Origin of the sequence: Streptomyces sp. NBC_01463 (assembly GCA_036227345.1) — a bacterium.
GTDB lineage: Bacteria > Actinomycetota > Actinomycetes > Streptomycetales > Streptomycetaceae > Streptomyces.
On record CP109468.1, the window covers coordinates 1,841,288 to 1,866,317 of the forward strand.

Genomic DNA, 25,030 nt, shown 5'->3' on the forward strand with positions numbered 1-25,030 from the left:
CTACGCGGGCTGCGAACGGCGGCGCAGCGCGGGGTCGGTGAGCGACGGCGGCTGGTAACCGGCGTCCCGGGACGAGAGGTTGGTGCCCGGCGGGACGATCTTGTCGATCCGGTCCAGCACGTCCTGGCTCAGCCGCACCCGGTCCGCGCCGAGCTGGCTCGTCAGCTGTTCGAGGGTCCGCGGCCCGATGATCGCGGACGTGACCGCCGGGTGCTCCAGCACGAAGGCCAGGGCCAGTTGGACGAGGGTCAGCCCGGCCTCGTCGGCGAGCTGGGCGAGCGCCTCGGCGGCGTCGAGCTTGGCGGCGTTCTCGGCGGCTCCGATGTCGAACCGCTCGGCCTGCCGCTCGGCACGGCTGGAGGCGGGCTGATCGGCTCCCTTGCGGTAGCGGCCGGACAGCCAGCCGCCGGCCAGCGGGCTCCAGGAAAGGACCCCGAGTCCGTACCGCCGGGCCGTGGGCAGGACCTCGCGCTCGATGCCGCGGGCGAGGATCGAGTACGGGGGCTGCTCGGCGACGACGCGTTCGCGGCCGCGGCGCTCCGCGGTCCACTGGCCCTCGACGATGGCCGACGGTTCGAACGTCGACGTGCCGATGTAGCGGATCTTGCCCTGGTGCACCAGGTCGGAGAGCGCGCCGAGGGTCTCGTCGAAGTCGGTGCCGGGTTCGGGGCGGTGCACCTGGTAGAGGTCGATCCAGTCGGTGCCGAGGCGGCGCAGGCTGTTCTCCACCTCCCGGATGATCCAACGGCGGGAGTTGCCCTGCTCGTTGGGGTCGCTGCCGAGGCTTCCGTGGAACTTGGTGGCGAGCACGACGTCGTCGCGGCGCCCGCCGGCCAGCGCCTTGCCGACGATGGTCTCGGACTCGCCGGCGGAGTAGACGTCGGCGGTGTCGACGAAGTTGATGCCCGCGTCCAGGGCGTGGTGGATGATCCGGATGCTGTCGTCGTGGTCCGGGTTGCCCCGGGCGCCGAACATCATGGTGCCGAGGCACAAGGGGCTGACCTTGACGCCCGTGCGGCCGAAATCGCGGTACTCCGTCATCCTGCGGTCTCCTTGACGAGTTCACTTGCGTGCAGATGGTCGACCGGCGCGGCATGGCCGGTCTCCCGGAAGGCGTCCCACAGCCGGCGGTAGGGGCCGTGGGCGGCGAGCAGTTCGGTGTGGGTGCCGGTCTCGACGACGGTTCCCGCGTCGAGCACCACCACCCGGTCGGCGCGGACGGCCGTGGTGAGCCGGTGGGCGACGACGACGGTCGTACGCCTTCGGGCGAGCACCTCGGTCGCCGCGGCCACCCGGCGTTCGGTCGCGAGGTCCAGGGACGCGGTGGCCTCGTCGAGCAGCAGCACGTCCGGGTCGACGAGTTCGGCGCGGGCCAGGGCGAGCAGCTGGCGCTGTCCGGCGGAGAGGTTGCGGCCCCGCTCCCCCACCGGCTGGAGGTAGCCGAGCCGCAGCCCGGCGACCATCTCGTGCGCCCCGACGGCGCGGGCGGCCTGCTCCACCTCGGCGTCGGTGGCGTCGGGGCGGCCGTAGGCGATGGCGTCGCGGACCGTACCGCTGAACAGATGGGCCTCCTGCGGGACCACGCCCAGTCTGCGGCGGAATCCGGGCAGGTCGAGCTCGCGCAGATCGTGCCCGTCCACCCGGACCGCGCCCGCGGACGGGTCGTAGAAGCGGGCGAGGAGTTTCACGACGGTCGACTTGCCCGCCCCGGTCGCGCCGACCAGGGCGACGGTCTCGCCCGGCGCGATGCGCAGGGAGACCCCGTGCAGGACCTCCTGGCCGCCGCCTCCCGCGTAGCCGAAGGAGACCGAGTCGAACTCGACCTCGCCGCGCAGGGCGGGGACCGGGCGGGCGTCCTTCGCGGGCGGGGTGCCCGTGGGGGTGCGCATCAGGCCGCGGAGCCGGCCGAGGCCGACGACGGCCTGCTGATAGCCGTCGAAGACCTGGGAGAGCTGCTGGATCGGCGAGAAGAACAGCTCGACGTAGAGGAGGAACGCGATGAGCGTTCCCGCACTCAGCTCGCCCGAGCGGACCTGTCCGGCGCCGACGGTGAGCACGGCCGCCGAGGAGAGCGTGCCGAGGAACTCGACGAACGGGAAGAACGTGCCCATGTAGCGCTGGGCGCGCAGCCGGGAGTCCCGGAAGGACCAGGCCAGTTCCGCGAAGTCGGCGGCGTTGCGGGACTCCCGGCGGAAGGCCTGGGTGACCCGGATCGCGGTGACGTTCTCCTGGAGGCAGGCGTTGACGGCGCTGATCCGTTCCCGGGCCTCGCGGTACGCGGGCACGGAGTAGTGACGGAACACGGCGGTGGCCACGACCAGCAGCGGAAGGGCGGCGAGGAGCACCAGGGCCAGTTCCGCGTCGATCACCAGCAGGCTGACCAGGACGCCGAGGACCGTCAGCAGGCTCACCACGGCGGTGATCAGGCCGGTCTGCAGGAAGTTCGACAGGGCGTCGACGTCGGTGGTCATCCGGGTCATGATCCGGCCGCCGAGCTCGCGTTCGTAGTAGTCGAGGCCGAGGCGCTGGAGCTGGGCGAACGTTTTCACGCGCAGGGTGTAGAGGAGGCGTTCGCCGGTGCGTCCGGTGGTGCGGACCTGGGCGACGCCGATCAGCCAGTTCGCGGCGACCACCAGCGCGGCGGCGGCCGCCGCGGCGAGCAGGACGTGCCCGGCGTGGTGGGCCACCCCTTGGTCCACGCCCTGCCGGACCAGCACCGGGACGGTGATCTGGGCGGCGGCGTCGAGGGCGACGAGCAGCAGACCGAGGAGGAGCGGCAGCCGGAAGGGCCGCAGCAGGGCGGCGAGTCCGAAGTCCGCCTCGGCGGCGACGGCCTGGCCGGTGGGCACCTCGGGGTCGGCGGCGGGCAGCGGGATCCGGGCCAGTGCGGCGATGAGTTCGGGACTGGGCGGGGCGGAGCCGAGCACCCCGCCGCCGGGGCCCGCGCGGCCGGGTCCCGAGGTGGCGGCCGCCTCGGCGAGCGCCTGGGCGGCCCGCACGGCGGTGCCCTCCAGTTGTTCGTCGTCGCTTCCTTCGGGGCGCAGCCACAGGTGCGGGGTGGGGCAGCCGGCGGCCGTGGCGGGGTCCGGGCCGGTCGTGACGCCCGGGGCGGCGTCCTGTTCCGCCGACAGGAGGCTGCGGAACAGGGCTGACCTGGCGCCGAGTTCGGCGGGGGTCCCGGTGTCCGTGATCCGGCCGCCGTCGAGGATCGCGACGCGGTCGGCGAGTTCCAGCGTCGATCTGCGGTGGGCGACGATCAGTGTGGTGCGGCGGCGGTCGTCCTCCCGGAGCCGGTGGTGGATCTCCGCCTCCACCCGGGCGTCGATGGCCGAGGTGGCGTCGTCCAGGACGAGCACGGCCGGGTCGCCGATCAGGGCGCGGGCCAGGGCCATGCGCTGGCGCTGGCCGCCGGAGAGGGTGAGTCCCTGTTCGCCGACGACGGTGTCGTACCCCTGCGGGAGCCGTTCGATGAACTCGTCGGCACGGGCGATGCGGGCGGCCGCCCGGACCTGTTCGTCGGTGGCGTCCGGTACCCCGTAGGCGATGTTGGCGCGCACGGTGTCGGAGAGCAGCAGGCTCTCCTCGAAGACGTAGCCGATGCGGGAGCGCAGGGAGGCGAGGGTGAGGTCGCGGACGTCGCTGCCGCCCACCCGGACCGAGCCGGACGGTACGTCGTAGAACCGGGGCAGCAGGGCCGCGGCGGTGGACTTGCCGGAGCCGGCCGGGCCGATCAGGGCGAGGGTCTCGCCGGGGCGGATGTCGAGGGTGAAGCCGTTCAGGAGGGGTGCGCCGTCGCCGTACCCGAAGCTGACGTCGTGCCAGCCGATCGCCGGGGGCTCGTCCGGCAGTGCGCGGGCCCCGGGCGCGTCCGTGATCACCGGGGCCTCGTCCACGACCTCCAGGACGCGTTCGGCGCCGGCCCGGGCCTGCTGCCAGACGGTGAGCAGGGTCGCCACCTGGCGGACCGGGGTGACGAACGAGCCGAGGTAGGTGGTGAAGGCGAGGAAGGTGCCGAGCGAGATCCGGCCGTGCAGGGCCATCCAGCCGCCGAGGGCGAGGACGGCGACCTGGCCGAGTGCGGGGACGGCCTGGAGCGCCGGGTTGTAGCGGCTGGTGAAGCGGACGACGCGCAGCCGGGAGGCGAAGAGGTGGCGGGCGCGCTGTTCGAGTCCGGCCAGCTCCCGCTGCTCCTGGCCGAAGCCCTTGACCACGCGGACCCCGGTGACGGTCGCCTCGACGGTGGAGGCGACCTCGGCGGCCTCCTGCTGGGCGTGCCAGTTGGCGGGGAAGAGGTCGCGGCGGCTGCGCAGCGCGATCAGCCAGAGCAGCGGGCCGACGACCAGGGCCACGACGGTCAGCAGGGGTGACAGCACCGCCATGAAGACCAGCGAGAACAGGAACATCAGCGCGTTGCCGGTGAGGTTGGGCAGGAACTGCAGCAGGGTCTGGATGAGGGTGATGTCGGAGATGGACCGGCTCACCACCTGTCCGGTGCGCAGGTCGTCCTGCTGGGCGCCGCCGAGCCGGAGCAGGGCGGCGAAGGCGTCGTTGCGCAGGTCGTACTGGACCCCGAGGGAGAGCCGGCCCGAGCGGTAGCGCCGGGTGAAGCTCGCGCCGAAGCGGACGGCGCCGAGCGCGGCGAGCAGGACGGTCCAGGGGGCGAGCGACGCGGTGGTACCGGCCGCCACCCCGTCCACCACGTGCCGCAGCACGAGCGGCAGGGTGGCGGTGGCGACGGCGGCGACCACGGCGGCACCGAAGGCCATGAGCAGGTCGGTGCGGTGCCGCAGGCAGTAGCCCAGCAGCCGCCGCGCCCATCCGGGCGGCGGCTGCCGGGGCGTACCGGTTTCCGGGTTCGGACAGTCCGTCACCGGGCCTCCGCCAGACCGATGCCGAAGTGGCCCTCGCTGCGGTCGACTTCCTCGAAGAGCCGGTTGGCGGGGCGCGGCAGACCGTAGTGCCCGCGCAGGGTGCGCGCGGTGTACTCGGTGCGGAACAGGCCGCGTTCCTGGAGGATCGGCACCACCCGGTCCACGAAGACCTCCAGTCCGGAGGGCAGGACGGCGGGCATGATGTTGAAGCCGTCGGCGGCCCCGCTGTCGTACCAGTGCTCGATGGTGTCGGCGACCTGCTCGGCGGTGCCGGCGAAGGTGCGGTGGCCGCGTCCGCCGCCGAGCCGCCCGATGAGCTGGCGCACGGTCAGCTTCTCCCGCCTGGCGAGCTCCACGATGAGGGTGTAGCGGCTCTTGGCGCCCTCGATCTCGTCCTCGGTCGGGATGTCCTCGGGGAGCTGGGCGTCGAGGTCCAGGTCGTCGGGGGCGATCCTCAGCCGCTGGGCGAGCTGCCGCTTGGCGTACTCGGGGACGATGAGGCTCTCCAGTTCGGCGTCCAGGGCCAGCGCCTCGGCCTCGGTGTCGCCGATGACGGGCACGATGCCGGGCAGGATCTTGATGCCGTCGGGGTTGCGTCCGAGGGCCTCCGCGCGCTGCTTGACGTCCTTGTAGAAGGCGATGCCCTCCTCCAGGGTCTGCTGGGCGGTGAACACCGCCTCCGCGTACCGGGCGGCGAAGTCCTTGCCGTCCTCGCTCGACCCGGCCTGTACGAGCAAGGGATACCCCTGCGGCGGGCGTTGTACGTTCAGCGGCCCGTCGACGCGGAAGAACTCGCCGTCGTGCCCGATCCTGCGTACGCGTTCGGCCAGGGCGTGGACGCCGCGCTCCTTGTCGGCGATCACCGCGTCGTCCGCCCAGCTGTCCCAGAGCTTGGTGGACACCTCGACGAACTCACCGGCGCGCCGGTAGCGCTCGTGGTGCAGCGGGGTGTCGTCGAGGCCGAAGTTGCGGGCCGCGTCGGCGCCCGCGGTGGTGACGATGTTCCAGCCCGCCCGGCCGCCCGAGACATGGTCGAGCGAGGCGAACCTGCGGGCCAGGTTGTACGGCTCGTTGTAGCTGGTCGACGCGGTGGCGATCAGGCCGATGTGGTGGGTGGCCCCGGCGAGCGCGGTGAGCAGGACGGTGGGCTCCAGCTTGGCGGCGGGCCGCCGGCCGGGGTCGCCCATCAGGACGGGGCTGTCCGCGAGGAACAGCGAGTCCAGCCGGCCGCGCTCCGCTATCCGGGCCAGGTTCTTGTAGTGCTCGATGTCGGAGTTGGCCTCGGCCGGGCTGCCGGGCAGCCGCCAGGACGCCTCGTGGTGACCGGTGGACATGAGGAAGGCGTTGAGGTGGAGCTGCTTGCGGTCAGGCGTGCGGGACATGGGTTTCCTTCTGCTGGGAGGGGGGCGGGGTCTGCGCCACGCCGAGCGCGGTGAGCAGCGTGTCGCGGTACTCCTGGAAGCGGGGGTCGCGGCGGGAGCGCGGGGTGGGCAGGTCGACGGTGAGGTCGACGGAGATCCGGCCGTCCTCCAGGACGAGCACCCGGTCGGCGAGTTCGACGGCCTCGTCGACGTCGTGGGTGACGAGCAGGACCGCGGGGCGGTGGCGCTCGTAGAGCTCGCGCAGCAGGCCGTGCATCTTGATCCGGGTGAGGGCGTCCAGGGCGCCGAACGGTTCGTCGGCGAGGAGCAGTTCGGGGTCGCGGACCAGTGCGCGGGCCAGGGCGGCGCGCTGCTGCTCACCGCCGGACAGCTCGTGCGGCCAGGACCGGTCGCGGCCCTCCAGGCCGACCTCGGCCAGTGCGGTGAGGCCGCGTTCGCGGGCACCCGGGCCGCGCAGGCCGAGGATCACGTTGTCGATGATCCGGAGCCAGGGCAGCAGCCGGGAGTCCTGGAAGGAGAGCGACACCCGGTCGGGGACGGTGAGTTCACCGGAACCGTCGACGGTGTGGTCGAGGCGGGCGACGGCCCGCAGCAGGGTGGACTTGCCGGAGCCGCTGCGGCCGAGCAGTGCGGTGAACTCGCCGGGTGCGACGGTGAGATCGAGTTCCTTGAGCACGTCCCGGTCGCCGAAGCGCCGGACCAGTTTCCGGGTGCGGATGGCGGGGCGTTCCGCCACGGCCGTCGTGCCGGGCCGGTGGGCGGGGTTCAGCCCGCCAGAGTGCGTCGCCATGACAGGACCTTCCTCTCGACGGCGCGGACCGCCGCGTCCGATGCGAAGCCGAAGATCCCGTAGGCCACCAGGCCCACGATGATCACGTCGGACTGGGCGTACTGCTGGGCCTGGAACATCATGTAGCCGATGCCGCTGGTGGCGTTGATCTGCTCGACGACGATCAGGCCGAGCCAGGAGGCGGTGACGCCCAGGCGCAGTCCGACGAAGAAACCGGGCAGCGAACCGGGGACGACGACCTTGCGGACGAACTGCGCCCGGCTCAGGTCGAGTCCCTCGGCCAGCTCGACGTAGCGGCTGTCGATGCCGGTGAGCGAGGCGTACGTGTTGATGTACATGTTCACCGCGACGCCGAGCGCGATGACGGTGACCTTCATCTGTTCGCCGATGCCGAGCCAGAGGATCAGCAGCGGGAGCATGGCCAGGGAGGGGATGGCGCGCTTGATCTGGAGCGGCCCGTCCAGGAGGTATTCGCCGGTGCGGCTGAGCCCGGCGGCGATGGCGAGGAGGACCCCGGAGGTCACGCCGAAGAACAGGCCGAGTCCGGCGCGCTGGAGCGAGATGAGGACGTTGTCCTGGAGCCGGCCGCTGGCGACGAGGTCGGACGCGGTGGACAGGACCGTGCCGGGTCCGGACAGGATCCGCGGGTCGAGGTAGCCGATGGCGGAGGCGAACCACCACAGGGCGATGACCAGCACCGGGCCGATCAGCCGTCCGAAGGGCAGGGCGCGGCCGGGGCCGAGCCGCCTGCGGGTGGTACGGGGTGCGGCGGGCTCGGTGGCCGGCGACGCCCCGTCCGCCGGTTCGCCGCTCCCGCCGGGCGCGACGGCCGTCTTCGGCCGGCCCGGGGTGCGGGTGTTCGTCAGCAGCTCGGTCATGACGTCTCCCGGTACTGAGCGGCCACGGCCTTGGCGGCGAGCCCCTCGAATCGGCGGTCGAACAGGCCGGAGACGTCCTGCTTCGGTACGAAGCCGCCCTCGGCCATCAGGTCCGCGGTCTCCTGCTCCCATGCGATCGCCTTGTCCCAGTTGGCCGGGAACTGCGGCTTGTGGAGCGAGGCGACGATGCGCTTGCCGTCCTCGGCGGAGACGCCCTGGTCCTTGACGTAGTACGTGTCGATCCACTCGTCGGTGTTCTCCCAGGCCCAGGTCAGACCGCGGGCCCAGAGCGGGATGAAGCTGCGGACGGCGGCGGCCTTGGCCGGGTCGTTGAGCACCTCGTTGGGCGCCCAGAGGACGGAGAGCAGGTCCACGACGTCCGTCTTCAGCCCGCGCGCCCCGTCCTTGCCGTACTGGGTGAGGTACTTGGTGACGGTCGGTTCGCCCAGCGGTGCTACGTCGACCTGCTTGGACTGCAGGGCGGTGAGGAACTGGGTGCTGGGCAGGGCGACCAGTTCGACGTCGTCGTTGGCGAGGCCGGCCTGCTTCAGGGCGCGCAGGACGACGACGCCCTGGGCCTGCCCCTGGGAGAAGCCGATCTTCTTGCCGCGGAAGTCGGCCACGGACCTGATGTCGGAGCCGGGCGCGGTGGCGAAGACGTACGAGGGATGGTTCCGCACCTGCACGGCGACGATCTTCGCTCCGACGCCGATGGCGTGGGCCTGGATCGGCGGAATTCCGGCATTGACCGCGAGATCGATGGAATGGGCCCGGAATCCCTGGATTATATCGGGACCCGCGTTCAGGTTGGGCCATTGCGAAACGTCGAAGGAAAGGCCCTTCTCCAGTCCCGCGGGTTTCAGCTGGAGCCGGGTGGTGCGGACGGCTATGGAGAGTTTCGTCCCCGGCGGCGGCGCTCCCGAGGGGAGTTTACCGGCGGGCTCGGCGCTCGCCGCGGTCTTCGCCTGGGGCGAGCAGGCGGCGAGCGTGCCGATGAGCGTTCCGCCCGCGAGGGCGAGGAAGGACCTGCGGCCGACGGTCCGGTACGTGTCGTGGCGTGCCATGGTGGGTTCCTGATCCGTAGTCATGGGGAGGGGCGGCGCTCAGAGGGTGTGGTAGGCGCCGTTGTGGAAGAGCAGCGGGCGGTGTCCCTCGTCGAGCCGGGCGTCCACCACTCGGGCGATGACAATGCGGTGGTCGCCGGCCGGGACGATCTGCTCGGTCTCCAGCCGCAGCCAGCCGGCCACGCCGTCGAGCACCGGCTCGCCCTCCGGCAGGCGGCGCCAGCGGGTGGGGGCGGCGAACCGGTCGATGCCGCTGGTGGCGAAGGTGGTGGCCACGTCCCGCTGTCCGGCGCCGAGGAAGTTCACGACGGCCGAACCGGCCCGTTCGATGTGCGGCCAGGACGAGGTGCCGGTCCCGATGCCGAACGAGACCAGCGGCGGGTCGAGGGAGAGGGAGCTGAGCGAGGTCGCGGTGAAGCCGATCGGGCCGTGGCCCGCGTCGGCGGTGACGACGACGACTCCGGCGGGGTGGCGGCGGAACGCCTGCCTGAAGCGGTCCGGGGCTATGCCTCCGGCGGCGGGCGCGGCCTGCGCCGGGTATGAGGGCACGGTGACGGTCAACGTCTCTCCCATGATGGAAAGTCGGAAAAAGGGCAGGGGAAAAGGGAAATGCGGCGGGTGCGCACGCGGGCAGGGCGGGGCGCACGGCGGAGCGGAGCTCTCGCCGGAATTCAGCGGGTGTTTACCGGCAGCCCGGACAGGGGCGACAACACAGGCGCCGGGCGAAATCGCGGACCGGCGCGGCCGCGCGGAAGGTGCGCGTCGCCGAGGACGCGCTCCCTGAATTCCGCTGTCGGCTGGTCATGAATCCATCATCCCGTTCCGCTTCGCGCCCGGTCAACAATGCAACTGCCTGAATTAAGTCCGGTACGGGGATGGGGACGGGTGCCGAAAGGGCGTCAGGAGACCGCGGGCAGCGCCGGCCAGGGGCCCAAGGGCCGTCGGGTCCACGTACAGCGCACCGAGCGCCACCGCACCCCCCGCGGTGGCCAGCACCGAGCCGGTGAAGCTGCTCGGCACCACGGCCCGCTCCGGGTCGTCGCAGACCCAGGAGCGCTCCGCCACCTCCGCACGCAGATCGGCCAGACACTCCGGAATCCGGCCCGCCCCCGGCTCGACGACCACGAGCACCTCGGGGTCGAACATGTCCAGCAGCAGGGCGGCGGCCCGGCCGACCAGCCGGGCCCGCCGGCGGAACAGCGCCACCGCCCGCACCTCCCCGGCCAGCGCCTGTTCCAGGAGTTCCGGGAACGAGCCGACGACCAGCCCCTGCGCGGCGGCACGCCGCACCATGGCGCGCTCGGACACCTCCGACTGGAGGCAGCCGGTCCGTCCGCAGGAACAGGGTTCCGCCCCACCCGTGCCGCCGGCGCCGAGCGGGAGGTGCGCCACGCTGCCGGCGCCGGAGCGCGGGCCCCGGTGCATGGCCCCCTCGGTGGCGAACGCCGCGTCCACGACGGCGCCGACGAACAGCAGGACGGTGCTGCTGCGGGTCGACTCCTCGCCGAACAGTTGCTCCGCCCGGGCCAGCGCCCGGGAGTGGCTGTCCACGTGGACCGGCAGTCCGGTCGCGGCGGAGAGGATGTCGCGGGCCGGCACGTCCCGCCAGCCGAGGTGCGGGTGGGCCACGACCACACCGGTGTCGGGGTCGACCCGGTGTCCGGTGGCCAGGCCCAGGGCGAGCACGGTCCGCCCGCCCGCGTGCGCGGCCACCAGCCGGGGCAGCCGGCCGGCGAGTTCGGTGAGCATCCGGCGGGGTTCGGTGGTGCGGTGCGGCTGCCGGTCCTCGGCGATGATCCGGCCGCGCAGATCCATCAGGGAGACGGTGGAGTGGGCGACGGCGATGTGCGCCCCGGCCACGAGGAAGCGGCCGGTGTCGATCTCGACGGGGATGTGCGGCCGGCCGAGCCCCTTGGGCCCCGCCGTCTCCGCGCTCTCCCGGACGAGACCGCGGGCGAGCAGCTGGCCGACGTGTCCGCTCACGGAGGCGGGCGAGAGGCCGGTGAGGCGGGCGACGGTGGAGCGGGCCACCGGACCGTGGTCGAGGATCGCCCCGAAGACGGCGCCGGTGCCCGCGGGCCGGCGGCCCGGCCTGGCGGCGGGGATGTCGGAGCGGCGCAGCGGGGTGGGGTGGGGCCCGGACGGGCGGCGGACGGGTGCGGACAGACTCTTCACAGTGTCTTCCAGGTCCTCGGTGGCAGCGGTTGACGCGGTGCGTGCTCCGGGTGCGGAGCGCGGGGCAGACCGCCGCCGGCGTACGGCCGAAGCGGCGCTGCCTCTCCCGTGGAGAGACACCCTGCGAGGAACCGGGACGGTGGTGCGGGGCGGGTGCGGCCCCTGCGGCCGGGTCGGCGCGGGCGTGGTGCTCTCAGGCCCGGTGACACACGGCGGAGCACACGCGCTTCAGGTCGATATGACCTCGCGTCGTCAGGTGTGCGGATCGCTGCATGCCGCGCAACGTAGCCGGACCGGCGCAAGCCGGTCAAACCATTGCCGCATCATGGACACCCTTGTGCGGTACGGGTGTTGCCCCCGTATTGCGGCGGCATGGCGGGCGTACGGCGGGCATGTGAACAGGGGCCGGGGGCCGGGCGGCGCGGCGGGCACGGGCGGGGCCGGCGGCGGGACCCTCCCCGGACGGCCGGGCGTTTTCTGGAATTAACCTCTGATGCCTTGTCATCGCCGGTTCTACGCGCATAGCTTGTGCTCCCTCACCACACTCTGAGGGGCAGTCTCCGTGCGCATATCCAGACCCCGTTCCGTCCTGCTGGCCGGCGCGGTCGCCGTGACCCTCTCGGCGACCGCGCTGCCCGCCGCCTTCGCCGTCCCGTCGTCGACCGCAGTGATCTCCGAGGTGTACGGGGGCGGCGGGAACTCGGGAGCGACGCTCACCCGCGACTTCATCGAGCTGGCGAACGCCGGCTCCGCCGCGTACGACCTGTCCGGATTCAGCGTCCAGTACCTTCCCGGGGCCCCGTCCGCGGGGTCGCTGTGGCAGGTCTCGGCGCTGACCGGCTCCGTCGCGCCCGGCGGCCGCTATCTGGTCGCCCAGGCCGCGGGCACCGGCGGCACCGTGGCGCTGCCCGCCCCGGACGCCACCGGCACCGTCGCCATGTCCGCCGCGAGCGGCACCGTCGCCCTCGTCTCCGGCACCACGCCGCTGACCTGCAGGACGGCGGCGGACTGCGCCGCCGACACCCGCATCGTGGACCTGGTGGGTTACGGCTCCGCGGTCGTCCGGGAAGGCACCGGACCGGCCACGGGCGCCTCCGCCACCGCCTCCGTGGCGCGCGCGGCCTCCCTCGCCGACACCGACGACAACGCCGCGGACCTCACCGCCGCGGCCGCCACCCCGGTCAACGCGGCCGGCGAGACGTCCGGCGGCGGCGAGGACCCCGGCGACCCGGGCAACCCGACCGAGCCCGGCACCGTGCGCGTGCACGACATCCAGGGCACCACCCGGGTCTCCCCGCTGGACGGCAAGGCGGTGACCGGGGTACCCGGCATCGTCACCGCGGTCCGCACCACGGGTTCGCGCGGCTTCTGGATCCAGGACCCCTCGCCGGACGCGGACCCCCGGACGTCCGAAGGCGTCCTCGTGTACACCGGCTCCACCGCCCCGACGGTCGCGGTCGGCGACTCGGTGCTGGTGAGCGGCACGGTGGACGAGTACTACCCGTCGGCCACCACGCAGTCGGTCACCGAGATCACCGCCCCCAGGATCACGGTCCTCTCGTCGGGCAACGCGCTGCCCGCGCCGGTGACGGTCGACGCGGCCTCGGTGCCCCGCGGCTACCTCCCCTCGGCGGACGGCGGATCGATCGACCCGCTGCCCCTGGAGCCGGCGAGGTACGCGCTCGACCTCTACGAGTCGCTCGAAGGCACCCGGGTCCAGACGTCCGACACCCGGGTCACCGGTGCCACGACCTCGTACGGCGAGGTCTGGGTGACCGTCGAGCCGAAGCAGAACCCGACGCGCCGCGGCGGCACCCTGTACTCCTCCTACCGGGACCAGAACACCGGCCGGATCAAGGTGATGTCGCTCGACACCACCCGTCCCGTCCCGGTGGCAGACGTCGGCGACGTGCTGTCCGGCACCACCACCGGCGTGCTGGACTACGACTCCTTCGGCGGCTACAGCCTCCAGGCCACCCGGCTCGGCACGCTCACCGACCGGCACCTGAAGCGTGAGGTCACCAGGAGGCAGAAGGGCGGCGAACTCGCCGTCGCCACGTACAACGTGGAGAACCTCGACGCGCTGGACGAGCAGGCCAAGTTCGACACGCTCGCCAAGGGTGTCGCGGTCAGCCTCTCCTCCCCCGACATCGTCTCGCTGGAGGAGATCCAGGACGACAACGGCGCGGTCAGCGACGGCACGGTCGGTTCCGAGGCGACGCTGAAGCGGTTCACCGACGCGATCGTCGCGGCGGGCGGCCCCCGGTACGCGTGGCGCTATGTCGCCCCGCAGGACGGCAAGGACGGCGGCGAGCCCGGCGGCAACATCCGCAACGTCTTCCTGTTCAACCCGCACCGGGTCTCCTTCGTGGACCGGGCGGGCGGCGACGCGACGACCGCGGTGACGGCGGTGCCGACGCGCAAGGGTGTCACCCTGTCGGTGTCTCCCGGCCGGATCGACCCGGCCAGTGAGGCCTGGTCGGACAGCCGCAAGCCGCTGGTCGGCGAGTTCCGCTTCCACGGGAAGCCGGTGTTCGTCATCGGCAACCACTTCGCGTCCAAGGGCGGCGACCAGCCGCTGCACGGCCGCTACCAGGAGCCGACGCGCAGTTCGGAGACGAAGCGGATCCAGCAGGCGGCGGAGGTCAACACCTTCGTCAAGTCGCTGCTGGCGGCGGACAAGTCGGCGCGGGTGGTCACGCTCGGCGACCTCAACGACTTCGCGTTCTCGCCGACGATGTCCGCGCTGACCGCGGGGAAGGCGCTCAAGCCGCTCATCACCACCCTGCCGGCGAACGAGCAGTACAGCTATGTGTACGAGGGCAACTCGCAGACGCTGGACCACATCCTGACGAGCCCCGGCATCCGCCGGTTCGACTACGACGTGGTGCACATCAACGCCGAGTTCGCCGACCAGGCGAGCGACCACGACCCGCAGATCGTGCGGGTCCGGGTCGACGGCCGGCACTGATCCGGCCGGCCGGGCAGCGCTCCTTCGAGGGGTCTCAGCTGCCCGGCCGTGGCAGGACCGGACCTGCCGCGCCCGCCCGCGGGCGCGGCAGCGAGGCGAGCGGCCGCAGGGCGGGCGCGGCCTCCAGGGGGCGGTCGGTGAAGAAGCGGGCGACCAGGTCCGCCACGTCGTCGGGCCGCTCCAGCACCACCCAGTGGTCGGAGTCCCCGATCGTCAGGAACCGGCTGCCCTCGATCGTCGCCGCGAAGGCGCGCTGCCGTTCCGGCGAGGTCACGGTGTCGTGCTCGCCCGCGAAGACGAGCGCGGGCACCCCGCTCAGCCCGCCGGAGAAGTCCGGCCGGTGGCCCAGTGCCCGGCGCAGCGACTGCGCCGCGTGCGGGGAATGGGTGAGCGCGTGGACGAACGACCGCCGGACGTAGCGGCGGGCGAGCTCCCTGCGGTGGACCCGGCGCCGCGGGTCCAGGCACAGCAGCGCCTCGGCGGTGATGGTGGCGAGTCCCTCCATGTCGCCGGTCCCCAGCCGGTCGACCGCGCCGCCCCACTGGGTGCGCTGGGCCTCACTGATGTGCGCCGGCACGCCCCCGAGGACCAGCCGGGCGATCCGGCCGGGGTTCCGGCGGGCGCAGCCGAACGCGATCGCCGTGCCGTAGGAGAACCCGAAGAGGTTGACCCGGTCCGCGCCGAGGTCGTCGATGATCCGGGTGACGGCGGTGTGCAGGACCTCGTCGCCGGTGCCGGGCGGCAGCGGGTCGGCGCCGCCCATGCCGGGCAGGTCGGCGGTGACGACCTGGGCGTGCGGGCCCAGGTGCTCGTCCATCTGCGGCCAGCCGTACATCCCCTGGAGCGCGCCGCCGATGACGACGACCGGTTCGGTGCGGGGCGCCGGCTGCGGCAGGAGGCGGTAGCTGTAGCGCAGTCCCTGCACCGTCAGGTTCCGGACGATCTCGTCGGGCATGGTCATCGGTCCTTGTGTCCGCTGCGGTCAGGCCCGGGTGAGGACGAGGGCGGCGTTGTGCCCGCCGAAGCCGAGCGAGGTCTTGACGGCCGCGTCGAACACGCCCGGCCGGGCCTCCTTGCTCACCACGTCGACCGGGATCTCCGGGTCGGGGGCGTCGAGGTTGACGGTGGGCGGGACGAGCTGGTGTTGGAGGGCGAGCACGGTCAGCGCGGTCTCGATGCCGCCCGCGGCGCCGAGCGTGTGCCCGGTCATGGCCTTCGTCGAGGTGACGAGGGGGTGGTCGCCCAGGACGCGGCGGAGCATCGTCGCCTCGATCAGGTCGTTGGACACGGTCGAGGTGCCGTGGGCGTTGACGTGGCCGATGTCGGCCGCGGACACCCCGGCGTCGGCGAGGGCGGTGCGCAGGGCCCGTTCGATGCCGCGCCCGTCGGGGTCCGGGGCGACGGCGGAGTACGCGTCGCTGGAGGCGCCGTAGCCGGCGACGTGGGCGCGGACGGTGGCGCCGCGGGCCGCCGCGTGTTCGGGGCGTTCCATGACGAGGAGTCCGGCTCCCTCGCCGACGACGAAGCCGTCGCGGTGGGTGTCGAACGGGCGGCAGGCCGCCTCGGGGTCGTCGCACCGGGTGGAGACGGCCTTCAGCTGGCAGGCGCTGGCGATCAGCAGCCGGGAGCAGACGGACTCGGCGCCGCCCGCGACGACGATGTCACAGGCGCCGGTGCGCAGCATCTGGTGAGCGGTGCCGATGGCGACGGTGCCGGAGGAGCAGGCGGTGGAGACGGCCTGGCTGGGGCCGTGCGCGCCGAGGTCCGTGGCGACGCTGCTGGCGGCGCCGTTGACGACGGTGAGCGGGGCGAGCTTCGGGGAGACCCGGCGGGCGCCGCGCTCGGTGAGGGCGGTGTGCTGCTCGTCGTAGAAGGGCAGTCCGCCGTGGGCGGAGCCGATGACGACGGCGACGCGGCCGCTGTCCCAGACGGCGGGGTCGAGCCCGGCGTCGGCGACGGCCTCGCGGGCGGCGATGACGGCGAGCTGCGAGAAGCGGTCCATGAGCCGCTGGGTGGCGACCCCGAGCACGGTCCGCGTGTCGAGGCCGGTGACGGTGTACATGAAGTCGCAGGGCAGGCCCTGGAGTTCGGGCCGGTGCGGGACGGAGGGCGCGTCGGCGGCCTCGGACACCCCGCGCCAGGTGGCGGCGGTGCCCACGCCCGCCGCGGTGACGAGCCCGATCCCGGTGACGGCGGCGGCGAACGGCTCGGGGCGGTACCGGGCCGTCATGCCGCGGCCTTGCGGTGCACGGCGTCGACCAGCTGCCCGACGGTGTCGCGCGAGGTCAGCTGGACGTCTTCGAGGTCGACGCCCATGCGGTCCTCGATGAGGAGCCGCAGTTCCTCCAGGGCCAGGGAATCGAGCCGGAGCTGACGGAGCGACGCCTCGGGGCGGATCGCCACCGGATCGGTCCCGAAGTTCACCACCAGCAAGGTGCTGATCTCGTCTGCCGTGCTCATGGGGCACTCCTCCGCTGTCGTACGCGGTGACGCCTTGCCGCGTGAAGGTGTGAGTGCCGTCGGGGGACGCCGGCTGGTCCGGAGGAACCTTTTATACGCCCTGCCGGCCGCGGGTCCGGTCCGCGTTCCCCCGTGCGGTGGGGGGTTGTCCAGGTGTGCGAATCCGCTGGTGCGCACGCCGGGGTGCGACGATGGGGCGCACGGTACGAGAGAGGGAGAATCCGGGATGGCAGTGGAAAACGGCAACGAGGGACCCGCGCAGGTCAGCCCGAGCGCCTGGGTGGCGAAGCAGGCCGAGCTGTACGAGTCGTCGGGCGGCACCAAGGGCACCACGCAGCTCGGGGTCCCCTGCCTGCTGCTGGACTACGTCGGCCGGCGCAGCGGCGCGCTGCGGCGCACGGTGCTGATGTACGGCCGCGACGGCGACGACTACCTGATCGTGGGCTCGAACGGGGGCTCGGACAGTCACCCGCTCTGGTATCTGAACCTGCTCGCGAACCCTTCGGTCGAACTGCGGGTCGGCACCGAACGGTTCCCGGCGGTCGCACAGACGCTGACCTCCGACGAGAAGGAGCGGGTGTGGCCGCATCTGGTCGAGGTCTTCCCCCGGTACGCGCAGTACCGGGCCGGCACCGACCGCGACATCCCGGTGGTCCGGCTGCGCCGGACCCCGTCGGCCGAGAGCTGATCAACGGGCCTCCCCACGGCGCCGGTCCGCCCGTAAACTCCAAGATCATGACGATCGAAACGACTCAGGCCGGCATGACCGCCGAGGCCGAGGCCCTGTTCTCCACCATGTCCACGATGCGCGCGATGCGCCGCCTCAAGCCGGAGCCCGTGCCGGACGAGACGATCGAGCAGCTGATACAGGCCGCCGTCTGGGGTCCCAGCGGCGGCAACATGCAGTGTTACGAGTACGTGGTGGTGACCGACCGCGAGGTGATGGCGCGTCTGGCGCCGCTGTGGAAGCGGTGCGTGGACGCCTATCTGGCGACGACCGGAAAGTACGCGCCGAAGGGCATGGACGATGCGGCGTACGGCCGGATGGTCGCCGCCATCGAGTACCAGCGCGACCACTTCGCCGACACGCCGGCGCTGATCGTGCCCTGCTACCGGTTCCCTGAGCCCCGGATGGAGGAGGAGGGCCTGGCCGCGTACGCGCAGGCGCTCGGTCCTGCGGGTGTCGAGCACATGATGACCACGCAGACCCGCTTCCAGGCGCTCGCCGAGGGCTCCTGCGTGTATCCCGGTGTCCAGAACATCCTGCTCGCCGCCCGCGCGCTGGGCCTCGCGGCGAACGTCACCATCTGGCACCTGATGCTGGAGCAGGAGTGGAAGGAGGCGCTGGGCATCCCCGAGGACATGGAGACCTTCGCCGCGATTCCCGTCGGATGGCCGCAGGGCAACTTCGGACCGATCCGCCGCCGCCCGGTGGCCGAGGTCATCCACCGCGACCGCTGGTAGCACCCGCCGTCCGGACCCCGCCCGGCGCGGCGGGGTCCGGACGGTCCGACACCTCTCCCGTTCCGAGCTCAACTCCATTGGAGTGAAAGGGAGTTCGACACGCGGGGCGTTCGTTGTCATGCCCCGAACAGATGGTTACCCTGAGCGGGCTTCGCGACCCCTGCGCCCACCCCACCCGGGCCCGGGGGCCGTTCTTCTCCCCCACAGAGCAGGAGCAGGTATGCCCACACGCGCCGCCGCCCACACCAAGGCCCGCGCCTCCGTGCTGGCGGCCCTCACCGCCACCGTCCTGGCCGCGACCGGCACCCCGGCCCTCGCCTCGACGGACCCCGGGCACCCGATGAACCGGGCGTTCGAACGGGCCGCCGCGCAGTACGACGTGCCGCGCGATCTGCTCGCCGCCGTCGGCTACGGCGAGACCCGGCTCGACGGCCACTCCGGGCGCCCCAGCCAGGCCAACGGCTTCGGCGTGATGCACCTGGTCAGCAACCCCGAGAACCGCACGCTGGAGCGGGCCGCCGGCCTCACCGGCGAACCCCTTGCCGCGCTCCGCACCGACACCGCGGCCAACATCCTGGGCGGGGCCGCGGTGCTGCGCGGTTACGCGGACAAGCTCGGGCTCGACGCCCGGGACCGCGACGACCTCGGCGCCTGGTACCCGGCCGTCGCCCGGTACGGCGGCAGCGAGGGACCGGCCGCCGCCCTCTACGCCGACACCGTCTACACCTTCCTGGCGGACGGGCTCGACGCCGTCACCCCGGACGGCGAGCACGTCTCGGTGACGGGACGTCCGGTGTCCCCGCACAAGGGCGCGCTCACCGCGGCGGACACGAGCACCCGGAGCGCCGACTACCCCTCGGCCCTGTGGGTCCCGGCCGATCCGAACAACTTCGCCACGGGGCGCACGGCGGCCATCGACAAGGTGGTCATCCATGTCACGCAGGGCTCGTACGCGGGCTCGATCAGCTGGTTCCAGGACCCGGCGTCCGAGGTCAGCTCCCACTACGTGGTGCGCTCGTCGGACGGCCAGATCACCCAGATGGTGCGCGACAGCGACACCGCGTACCACGCGCGGAGCGCCAACGCCTCGGCGCTCGGCATCGAGCACGAGGGGTTCATCGACGACCCGTCCTGGTTCACCGACTCGATGTACCGGTCCTCGGCCGCCCTGACCGCGTACCTGTGCGGGCGGTACGGCATCCCGAAGGACCGGGCGCACATCATCGGGCACAGCGAGGCGCCGGGCAACGACCACACCGACCCCGGCCCGTACTGGGACTGGACCCGCTACATGGAGCTGGTCGCCGGGAGCACCGGCGGCTCCCCCGGCGCGGACGGGCTGAGCTTCGCCGCGTACGCCACCCAGCGCAGCGGTTCGACGAACACCCAGGTCACGGCCGTCCAGACGCTTCTGAACGCGCAGGGCTACCCGGCGGGCGAGGCGGACGGCAGCTTCGGCCCCGCCACCCAGGCGGCGGTGACGGCGTTCCAGGCGGCGCACGGGCTGGAGTCCGACGGCGTCGTGGGCGCCAGGACCTGGACCGCGCTGCTGTCGGCCGGAGACACCTCCACCCTCGCCGAGGGCGCGTCGGGCGACGGTGTGAAGCGGCTCCAGCGGGCGCTGACCGCGGCGCTCGGCTCGACGGTCGGCGTGGACGGGAGCTTCGGACCCGCGACGGCGACCGCGCTGCGCGGCTACCAGACGGGGCGGGGGCTGACGGCCGACGGGATCGCGGGGCCGGACACCTGGGCGGCGCTTCAGGCGGGCCGCTGACGGCCTGAACGCGCCTCGTGAGGCGCCCCGCCGTCCGGCGGGCGCCTCACGAGGCGCTGAGCGGCGTGCGCCGGGCGATGACCTTGCGGTAGCTGATGCGCCAGCCGCGCTCGCCCCGCACGACCAGGTCCTCGTAGGTGACGCTGCCGCTGGTGCCGTCGGCGTTGACGCCGATGCCCTTGGAGCGGGCGGCCACCCGGCCGTCGCCGAGGTCGGTGAGCACGATGTTCGTGACGTGGTGCCCGACCGGGTTGAGCGCGCCCATGGCGAGCGCCGCGTCCCGGAAGGCGTCCACGCCGATCAGTGAACCGTGCCCGAGGTCCGTGATGTCGTAGACGACGTCGTCGGTGAACAGCTCCTCCAGCCGGTGGAGTTCACCGTCGTCGACCAGGTGCCCGTGCAGGGCGATCAGTTCCATGACCGCCAGGCGGTCATCGGTCTCCAGTGCCATGCGCTTCCCTTCGCCGGTACGGACGGCCCCGACGGTACGCCCGCGGCGCTCAGTCCCGCGACGGCGTTCCGGCGCGTTCGTACCGCAGCTCCACGACCCCGTTGCCGAAGGTCCGGGTCCCCGTGAGCCGCAGCGCGGTCAGGGTGTCCGCCGAGGGGAACATGGGCTTGCCGCGGCCGATGAGGACCGGGTGGACGTAGACCCAGTACTCGTCGATCAGGTCGAGCTCCGCGAAGGACGCGGCGAGGCCGGCGCCGCCGACCGACAGGTCTCCGCCGGGCTGTTCCTTCAGCGCCATGACCTCTTCGCGCACGACCTCGTGGACGACCGTGGTGTTCCAGTCCGCCCGCTCCAGTGTCCGGGAGTAGACGTACTTCGGCATGTTCCGCCAGATGACGGCGAAATCGGCCATCGGCCCGGCGTTGGCGGGGTCCTGGTCGGCGGTGGGCCAGAAGTCCGCCATCAGTTCGTGGACGACCCGGCCGTCCAGGAACCCGCCCATCGCGGCGATCCGTTCGTTGAAGTAGCGGTGCAGTTCCTCGTCGACCAGGTGCCAGCTGATGTCCCGGTCCGGACCCTCGATGAAGCCGTCGAGGGACATGGACATGGAGTAGATGATCTTCCTCATCGCGAACCTCACCATGGAGCGTCAGGGACGGGTCTGCGGAACGAAACCGACCATACCCGGCAGCGGCGCACGGACACGGGAACTCGGGGAAGGCCTTGACGAACGGCGGGCGCACCCCGTAGGAGTCGGGGAAGGCGCGGTGCCCGGAGCCGCCCGCCACCGTCCCCGAGGAGTTGCGCACGTGAGAGTCGGAGCGGCACGCGCCGCCGCGGTGCGCTGGGTGGCCGGCCACGCCCGCTCGGCCCCCGGATACCGCGGGGCGTACTTCAGCGGGTCGACGGTCGGCCGGGCGGACGACGCCCGGCTGGCGCCGTCGTCGGACGTCGACGTCGTGGTCGTCACGGAGGAGGACGACCCGCCCGCGAAGCCCGGCAAACTCCGTTACGAGGGCGCCCTGCTGGAGATCACCTACGTGCCGTGGGCGGAGCTGCGCGACGCCGGGACGGTGCTCTCCTCGTACCATCTGGCGGGCAGTTTCCGGGTCGACACCGTCATCGACGACCCCACCGGCGGGCTGCGTGCCCTGTACGCGGCCGTCGCGCCCCGGTTCGCCGAGCCGGACTGGGTCCGGCGGCGCTGCCTGGACGCCCGCCGGCGCGTCGAGGGCCGCCTCGCCGCGTTCGACGGGACCGTCCCCTTTCACGAGCAGGTGCCGGCCTGGATGTTCCCCACCGGGGTCACCACCCACGTCCTGCTGGTCGCGGCGTTGCGCAACCCCACCGTCCGGCTGCGGTACCGGGCCGCGCGCGACGTCCTCACCGCGTACGGGCAGCCTCACCTGTACCGGGAACTGCTGGAGCTGCTCGGCTGCGCCGACGTGTCCGCGGAGCTGGTGCGGCACCATGCGGGCGAGCTGACCCGGACGTTCGACGCCACGGTCCCGGTGGCGCGCACGCCGTTCTTCTTCAGCAGCGACCTCACCGAGCAGGCCCGGCCCATCGCGGTCGACGGCAGTCTGGAGCTGATCGGCCGGGGCGAGCACCGCGAGGCCGTCTTCTGGATCGTCGCGACCCTCGCCCGCTGCCACACGGTGCTGGCCGTGGACGACCCCGCGCTGCACGCCGAACGGCTCCCGGCGTTCCGGGCGGCGGTGGCCGACCTGACCGGGATCACCGGTACCGCCGGTCTGCTGGAGCGGCGCGACGAGGTCCTCCGGTTCCTGCCTCGGCTGGACGAGGCCGTGGAGAACGTTCTGGCGGCCAACCCGGACATCGCCGGACAGCGCCCACTGCCGCCGCGGCTCCCGCTCTGATAATTTGCCCGCATGTCATCTCCTCGTGCGTAGGACCCCGCGCTGACCGCACCCGTTGCCACGGGTGCGGCACTCCGGTGTCCCCGCATGCCCGCAGCGCAGGTTCTCCGCGCTGCCCTCACGAGGAATGTCATCGTGCTCACGTCTTCTCCCGCGCCTTCGCGCGCGCCCTCGTACGCCGCCGTGCTCCGAACCCCCCACGCCGCGCGCCCCTTCGCCGCCGCCCTGCTGGGGCGGCTGTCGTACGGCATCGCCCCTCTCTCCCTTCTGCTCGCGCTCAAGGCCGCCACGGGTTCGTACTCCGTGGCCGGCGGCGCCATGGCCCTGTTCGGCGTCGCGAGCGTCTCCCTCTCGCCCGCCCGTGCGGCCCTGATCGACCGGTACGGGCCGCGCCGGGTCCTGCCGCCCATGGCGGGGCTGTACGCGGCGCTGCTCGCCGTGATCGCCCTGGCCACCTGGAATCCCGGCGCCCCGGCGCTCCTCCTGGGCGGGCTCAGCACGGCGGCGGGCGCCTGCACCCCGCCGCTCGGTCCGGTCATGCGGGCGCTGTGGAGCAGCCTCGTCCCCGACCGGGAGCTGTTGCAGCGCGCGTACAGCCTGGACGGGGTCGCCGAGGAACTGATGTACGTCACCGCCCCGTTGCTGGTGGGGATCGTGGTGACGTTCACCGTGCCGGCGGCCGGGGTGCTGGCCGGCGCGGTGCTCGTGTTCGTGGGCGCGGCGGGGCTGGCGACGTCCCCGGCGGTGCCCCGTGCGCGCACCGGACAGCCCCGGGCCGGCGCACCCGGCGCGCCCCGGCTGCGCCTGCACGGCATCGCCGACCTTCGGAACGCGGTGCTGGTGACGGCCGGCGTGGGGCTCTGCCTCGGCGCGCTCGATCTGCTGGTGGTGGCGTTCACCGAGCGGCTCCACCAGGCGGCGGCCGTGTCCTGGGTGCTGGCCGCGCTCTCGGCCGGAAGCGCCGTCGGCGGGCTGGCCTACGGGGCGGTCCGGTGGCGGTCGTCGAGCCGGGCACGGCTGCCGGTGGTGGCCGCCGCGCTGGGCGCGGCGCTGCTGGCGGCCGGGATGTCACCGCATCTGTACGTGCTGGCCGCGCTGGTCGCGGTTGCCGGGCTCTTCGTCGCGCCCGCGCTCACGACCGCGTATCTGATCGCCGACGAGTCGGTGGACGCGGCCCGGCGCACCCAGGCGGGCGCCTGGGTGAACACCGCGTTCAACGCCGGGTCGGCGGGCGGCACCGCCGCGGTCGGTCTGCTGGTCGACCGGCTGCCGCTCGCCCTGTGCTTCGCCCTGGCGGCGGCTCCGGCACTGCTGTGCGCGGCGGCGGTGGCCCGGGGCGGTGCCCGCCGCCGCCGGACCGCGAAGCCCTCGGGATCAAAGGCCCCGGACGCGGTGGGCGGAGTCTGACCGGGCCGCGCCGGGGCTCCGCGTCTCAGCCGCCGGCCCAGGACTCCCAGACCGCGGTCAGTTCCGCGTCCACGGCCGGGGCGACCGTGTCCAGCAGCCGGACCTGTGCGCCGGGGCCCGCCAGGCCGGTGCGGTAGGGGTGCGGCGGCCCCGGCGGGGTCCTGCCGAGTGCGGTGACGGCGCCGATGACGCGGTGGGGGCCGAGAACGCCGGGCAGTTCGCGCAGTTCCGGGTCGGTCAGGTCGAGGTCCTCGACGAGGAGTTCCCGGCCGTCGTACGTCACCCGGGTCGTCGCCCGCACGCTTCCGCCGCGTTCGCCGGAGCGGCCGAGCACCAGGGTGTCGCGCCACAGCATCCGGGCGCCGGCGGCGAGCCGGACGTCCATGTCGCGCTCGACGTCCGCCCCGGCGGAGACCACGAACGGCAGTCCGCACCACAGGAGTTCGCCACCCTCGGCGACATCCACCCGGGCCTGCCAGCGGGAGCTGCCGCCCCGGTGGTCGTAGGCGACGAGCCCGGCCGGTTCGACGAGCTCCAGGCGGGCGCCGGGGCCGACCGAGATCCGCAGCCCGAGCTCGTCGCCCGCGAGCAGTCCGGCCCGGGTGCCGACGAGGGCGATCCGGATCCGGTCGGCCGCCGGCAGCAGCGGGCGCGGGGCGAGGAAGGCACCGGGCCGCAGTTCGCGCGCCAGATGACGGCCCGTGGCGTCGCGCTCGACGCCGACGGCCACCGGTTCGTTCACGAGTGGCTGTGGCTGTGGGGCGCCATCGGGCCGGGATCGGTGGGGACATGGCTGCCCGAACGGTGGCGGGCGAGCAGGGCCCGCACCCAGTCGGCGAGTTCGGCGACGGAGGCCGGGTCCTTCCTGGACAGGGCGAGGACGGGGAGCCCGCCGCGGGCCGCCCCGGCGTCGGCGACCATGGCGGCCACGTCCACCTCCACATAGGGCGCGAGGTCCGTCTTGTTGATGATCAGGAGGTCGGCGCGGGCGATGCCGGGTCCGCCCTTGCGGGCGACGTCGCCGCCGCCCGCGACGTCGATGCAGAACAGCTGCGCGTCGGCGAGGGCGGGGCTGAAGGTGGCGGTGAGGTTGTCGCCGCCGCTCTCGACGAGGACCAGGTCCAGCGGCCCGTACGCCTCCTCCAGGTCCTCGACGGCGTCCAGGTTGGCGCTGACGTCGTCGCGGATCGCGGTGTGCGGGCAGGCGCCGGTCTCGACCGCGCGGATGCGTTCGGTGGGCAGGACGCCCGCCGAGCGCAGGAAGCGGGCGTCCTCGTCGGTGTAGATGTCGTTGGTGACGACGGCCATGGACAGTTCGCCGGCGAGTTCGCGGCACAGGGTGGCCAGGATGGAGCTCTTGCCGGTGCCGACCGGTCCCGCGACACCGAGGCGCAGGGCGCGGGGCTGGTTGAGCGGCTCGTGGAAGTGGGGGTTGGGCTGCGGGGCGGGGGTGGTGCCGTTGT

Annotated in this window: 21 protein-coding genes; 6 read left to right on the forward strand and 15 right to left on the reverse strand. The window is 73.2% G+C overall.

What is annotated here, in order from left to right; translation table 11 throughout:
- The 8 genes from OG521_08060 to OG521_08095 form a co-directional block, all read right to left on the reverse strand.
- Positions 1 to 1,041 carry an aldo/keto reductase gene (locus OG521_08060; protein ID WUW20748.1) on the reverse strand — a complete coding sequence of 347 codons (1,041 nt, stop codon included), beginning with the start codon at positions 1,039 to 1,041 and terminating at the stop codon, positions 1 to 3.
- Positions 1,038 to 4,871 (reverse strand): ABC transporter ATP-binding protein/permease, encoded by a 3,834-nt coding sequence (locus OG521_08065; protein WUW20749.1) that lies wholly within the window; start codon positions 4,869 to 4,871, stop codon positions 1,038 to 1,040. The genes OG521_08060 and OG521_08065 overlap by 4 nt, the downstream gene beginning before the upstream one ends.
- Positions 4,868 to 6,253, reverse strand: a complete 1,386-nt coding sequence (locus OG521_08070) for an LLM class flavin-dependent oxidoreductase (protein ID WUW20750.1) — start codon at positions 6,251 to 6,253, stop codon at positions 4,868 to 4,870. Before OG521_08070 ends, OG521_08065 begins: the two co-directional genes overlap by 4 nt.
- Positions 6,237 to 7,043, reverse strand: coding sequence for an ABC transporter ATP-binding protein (locus tag OG521_08075; GenBank protein ID WUW20751.1), 807 nt, complete (start codon positions 7,041 to 7,043; stop codon positions 6,237 to 6,239). Before OG521_08075 ends, OG521_08070 begins: the two co-directional genes overlap by 17 nt.
- Positions 7,019 to 7,921 (reverse strand): ABC transporter permease, encoded by a 903-nt coding sequence (locus OG521_08080; protein ID WUW20752.1) that lies wholly within the window; start codon positions 7,919 to 7,921, stop codon positions 7,019 to 7,021. The genes OG521_08075 and OG521_08080 overlap by 25 nt, the downstream gene beginning before the upstream one ends.
- On the reverse strand, positions 7,918 to 8,985 hold the full coding sequence (locus OG521_08085) for an ABC transporter substrate-binding protein (protein WUW20753.1): 1,068 nt from the start codon (positions 8,983 to 8,985) through the stop codon (positions 7,918 to 7,920). The genes OG521_08080 and OG521_08085 overlap by 4 nt, the downstream gene beginning before the upstream one ends.
- Before the next feature lie 39 nt (positions 8,986 to 9,024).
- On the reverse strand, positions 9,025 to 9,546 hold the full coding sequence (locus OG521_08090) for a flavin reductase family protein (protein ID WUW26608.1): 522 nt from the start codon (positions 9,544 to 9,546) through the stop codon (positions 9,025 to 9,027).
- A 297-nt stretch (positions 9,547 to 9,843) separates the two neighbouring features.
- A complete protein-coding gene (locus tag OG521_08095) occupies positions 9,844 to 11,160 on the reverse strand; it encodes an ROK family protein (GenBank protein WUW20754.1) in 1,317 nt (438 codons plus the stop codon).
- A 562-nt stretch (positions 11,161 to 11,722) separates the two neighbouring features.
- Here OG521_08095 and OG521_08100 point away from each other — a divergent pair.
- Entirely contained in the window at positions 11,723 to 14,131 is a 2,409-nt protein-coding gene (locus tag OG521_08100) for a lamin tail domain-containing protein (GenBank protein ID WUW20755.1), read from the forward strand.
- Positions 14,132 to 14,165: 34 nt separating this feature from the next.
- Here OG521_08100 and OG521_08105 read toward each other — a convergent pair whose 3' ends face one another.
- From OG521_08105 to OG521_08115, 3 genes are read right to left on the reverse strand one after another with little or no spacing between them, the layout of a single operon-like run.
- Complete coding sequence (locus OG521_08105) at positions 14,166 to 15,086, reverse strand: alpha/beta hydrolase (GenBank protein ID WUW20756.1); 921 nt, start codon at positions 15,084 to 15,086, stop codon at positions 14,166 to 14,168.
- Positions 15,087 to 15,113: 27 nt separating this feature from the next.
- Positions 15,114 to 16,361 carry a beta-ketoacyl-[acyl-carrier-protein] synthase family protein gene (locus OG521_08110; GenBank protein ID WUW20757.1) on the reverse strand — a complete coding sequence of 416 codons (1,248 nt, stop codon included), beginning with the start codon at positions 16,359 to 16,361 and terminating at the stop codon, positions 15,114 to 15,116.
- Positions 16,358 to 16,591, reverse strand: coding sequence for an acyl carrier protein (locus OG521_08115; protein WUW20758.1), 234 nt, complete (start codon positions 16,589 to 16,591; stop codon positions 16,358 to 16,360). Before OG521_08115 ends, OG521_08110 begins: the two co-directional genes overlap by 4 nt.
- Positions 16,592 to 16,817: 226 nt before the next feature.
- Between OG521_08115 and OG521_08120 the strand changes: the two genes are divergently transcribed.
- The 3 genes from OG521_08120 to OG521_08130 all read left to right on the forward strand — a co-directional run bounded on the left by OG521_08120 (position 16,818) and on the right by OG521_08130 (position 19,829).
- Complete coding sequence (locus OG521_08120; GenBank protein ID WUW20759.1) at positions 16,818 to 17,279, forward strand: nitroreductase family deazaflavin-dependent oxidoreductase; 462 nt, start codon at positions 16,818 to 16,820, stop codon at positions 17,277 to 17,279.
- A 47-nt stretch (positions 17,280 to 17,326) separates the two neighbouring features.
- Positions 17,327 to 18,055 (forward strand): nitroreductase family protein, encoded by a 729-nt coding sequence (locus tag OG521_08125; protein ID WUW20760.1) that lies wholly within the window; start codon positions 17,327 to 17,329, stop codon positions 18,053 to 18,055.
- Between the two features lie 220 nt (positions 18,056 to 18,275).
- Positions 18,276 to 19,829, forward strand: coding sequence for an amidase (locus OG521_08130; GenBank protein ID WUW20761.1), 1,554 nt, complete (start codon positions 18,276 to 18,278; stop codon positions 19,827 to 19,829).
- 46 nt (positions 19,830 to 19,875) lie between these two features.
- Here the strand turns inward: OG521_08130 and OG521_08135 are convergent, their stop codons facing one another.
- Together OG521_08135 and OG521_08140 are read right to left on the reverse strand one after the other, a co-directional pair.
- Positions 19,876 to 20,280 carry a nuclear transport factor 2 family protein gene (locus tag OG521_08135; GenBank protein WUW20762.1) on the reverse strand — a complete coding sequence of 135 codons (405 nt, stop codon included), beginning with the start codon at positions 20,278 to 20,280 and terminating at the stop codon, positions 19,876 to 19,878.
- 49 nt (positions 20,281 to 20,329) lie between these two features.
- Positions 20,330 to 20,908 (reverse strand): dihydrofolate reductase family protein, encoded by a 579-nt coding sequence (locus tag OG521_08140; protein WUW20763.1) that lies wholly within the window; start codon positions 20,906 to 20,908, stop codon positions 20,330 to 20,332.
- Between the two features lie 181 nt (positions 20,909 to 21,089).
- On the opposite strand from OG521_08140, the gene OG521_08145 reads away from it, so the two are divergent.
- Positions 21,090 to 22,160, forward strand: a complete 1,071-nt coding sequence (locus OG521_08145) for a hypothetical protein (protein ID WUW20764.1) — start codon at positions 21,090 to 21,092, stop codon at positions 22,158 to 22,160.
- A gap of 135 nt (positions 22,161 to 22,295) precedes the next feature.
- Positions 22,296 to 23,567 (forward strand): MFS transporter, encoded by a 1,272-nt coding sequence (locus OG521_08150; protein WUW20765.1) that lies wholly within the window; start codon positions 22,296 to 22,298, stop codon positions 23,565 to 23,567.
- Positions 23,568 to 23,592: 25 nt separating this feature from the next.
- Here the strand turns inward: OG521_08150 and OG521_08155 are convergent, their stop codons facing one another.
- Positions 23,593 to 24,309: an urease accessory protein UreD gene (locus OG521_08155; GenBank protein ID WUW20766.1), complete on the reverse strand. Its 717-nt coding sequence runs from the start codon at positions 24,307 to 24,309 to the stop codon at positions 23,593 to 23,595.
- Complete coding sequence (ureG, locus tag OG521_08160) at positions 24,306 to 24,962, reverse strand: urease accessory protein UreG (protein WUW26609.1); 657 nt, start codon at positions 24,960 to 24,962, stop codon at positions 24,306 to 24,308. Before ureG ends, OG521_08155 begins: the two co-directional genes overlap by 4 nt.
- Between the last annotated feature and the right edge of the window lie 68 nt (positions 24,963 to 25,030).

What these genes read in the sequence shown, in the direction of transcription:
- OG521_08060 (WUW20748.1), bottom strand. Translation starts at nt 1,041, where the DNA reads ATGACGGAGTACCGCGATTTCGGCCGCACGGGCGTCAAGGTCAGCCCC.
- OG521_08080 (WUW20752.1), bottom strand. Translation starts at nt 7,921, where the DNA reads ATGACCGAGCTGCTGACGAACACCCGCACCCCGGGCCGGCCGAAGACG.
- OG521_08140 (WUW20763.1), bottom strand. Translation starts at nt 20,908, where the DNA reads ATGAGGAAGATCATCTACTCCATGTCCATGTCCCTCGACGGCTTCATC.
- OG521_08105 (WUW20756.1), bottom strand. Translation starts at nt 15,086, where the DNA reads ATGCCCGACGAGATCGTCCGGAACCTGACGGTGCAGGGACTGCGCTAC.
- OG521_08075 (WUW20751.1), bottom strand. Translation starts at nt 7,043, where the DNA reads ATGGCGACGCACTCTGGCGGGCTGAACCCCGCCCACCGGCCCGGCACG.
- OG521_08135 (WUW20762.1), bottom strand. Translation starts at nt 20,280, where the DNA reads ATGGCACTGGAGACCGATGACCGCCTGGCGGTCATGGAACTGATCGCC.
- OG521_08115 (WUW20758.1), bottom strand. Translation starts at nt 16,591, where the DNA reads ATGAGCACGGCAGACGAGATCAGCACCTTGCTGGTGGTGAACTTCGGG.
- OG521_08110 (WUW20757.1), bottom strand. Translation starts at nt 16,361, where the DNA reads ATGACGGCCCGGTACCGCCCCGAGCCGTTCGCCGCCGCCGTCACCGGG.
- OG521_08125 (WUW20760.1), top strand. Translation starts at nt 17,327, where the DNA reads ATGACGATCGAAACGACTCAGGCCGGCATGACCGCCGAGGCCGAGGCC.
- OG521_08120 (WUW20759.1), top strand. Translation starts at nt 16,818, where the DNA reads ATGGCAGTGGAAAACGGCAACGAGGGACCCGCGCAGGTCAGCCCGAGC.
- OG521_08130 (WUW20761.1), top strand. Translation starts at nt 18,276, where the DNA reads ATGCCCACACGCGCCGCCGCCCACACCAAGGCCCGCGCCTCCGTGCTG.
- OG521_08085 (WUW20753.1), bottom strand. Translation starts at nt 8,985, where the DNA reads ATGGCACGCCACGACACGTACCGGACCGTCGGCCGCAGGTCCTTCCTC.
- OG521_08070 (WUW20750.1), bottom strand. Translation starts at nt 6,253, where the DNA reads ATGTCCCGCACGCCTGACCGCAAGCAGCTCCACCTCAACGCCTTCCTC.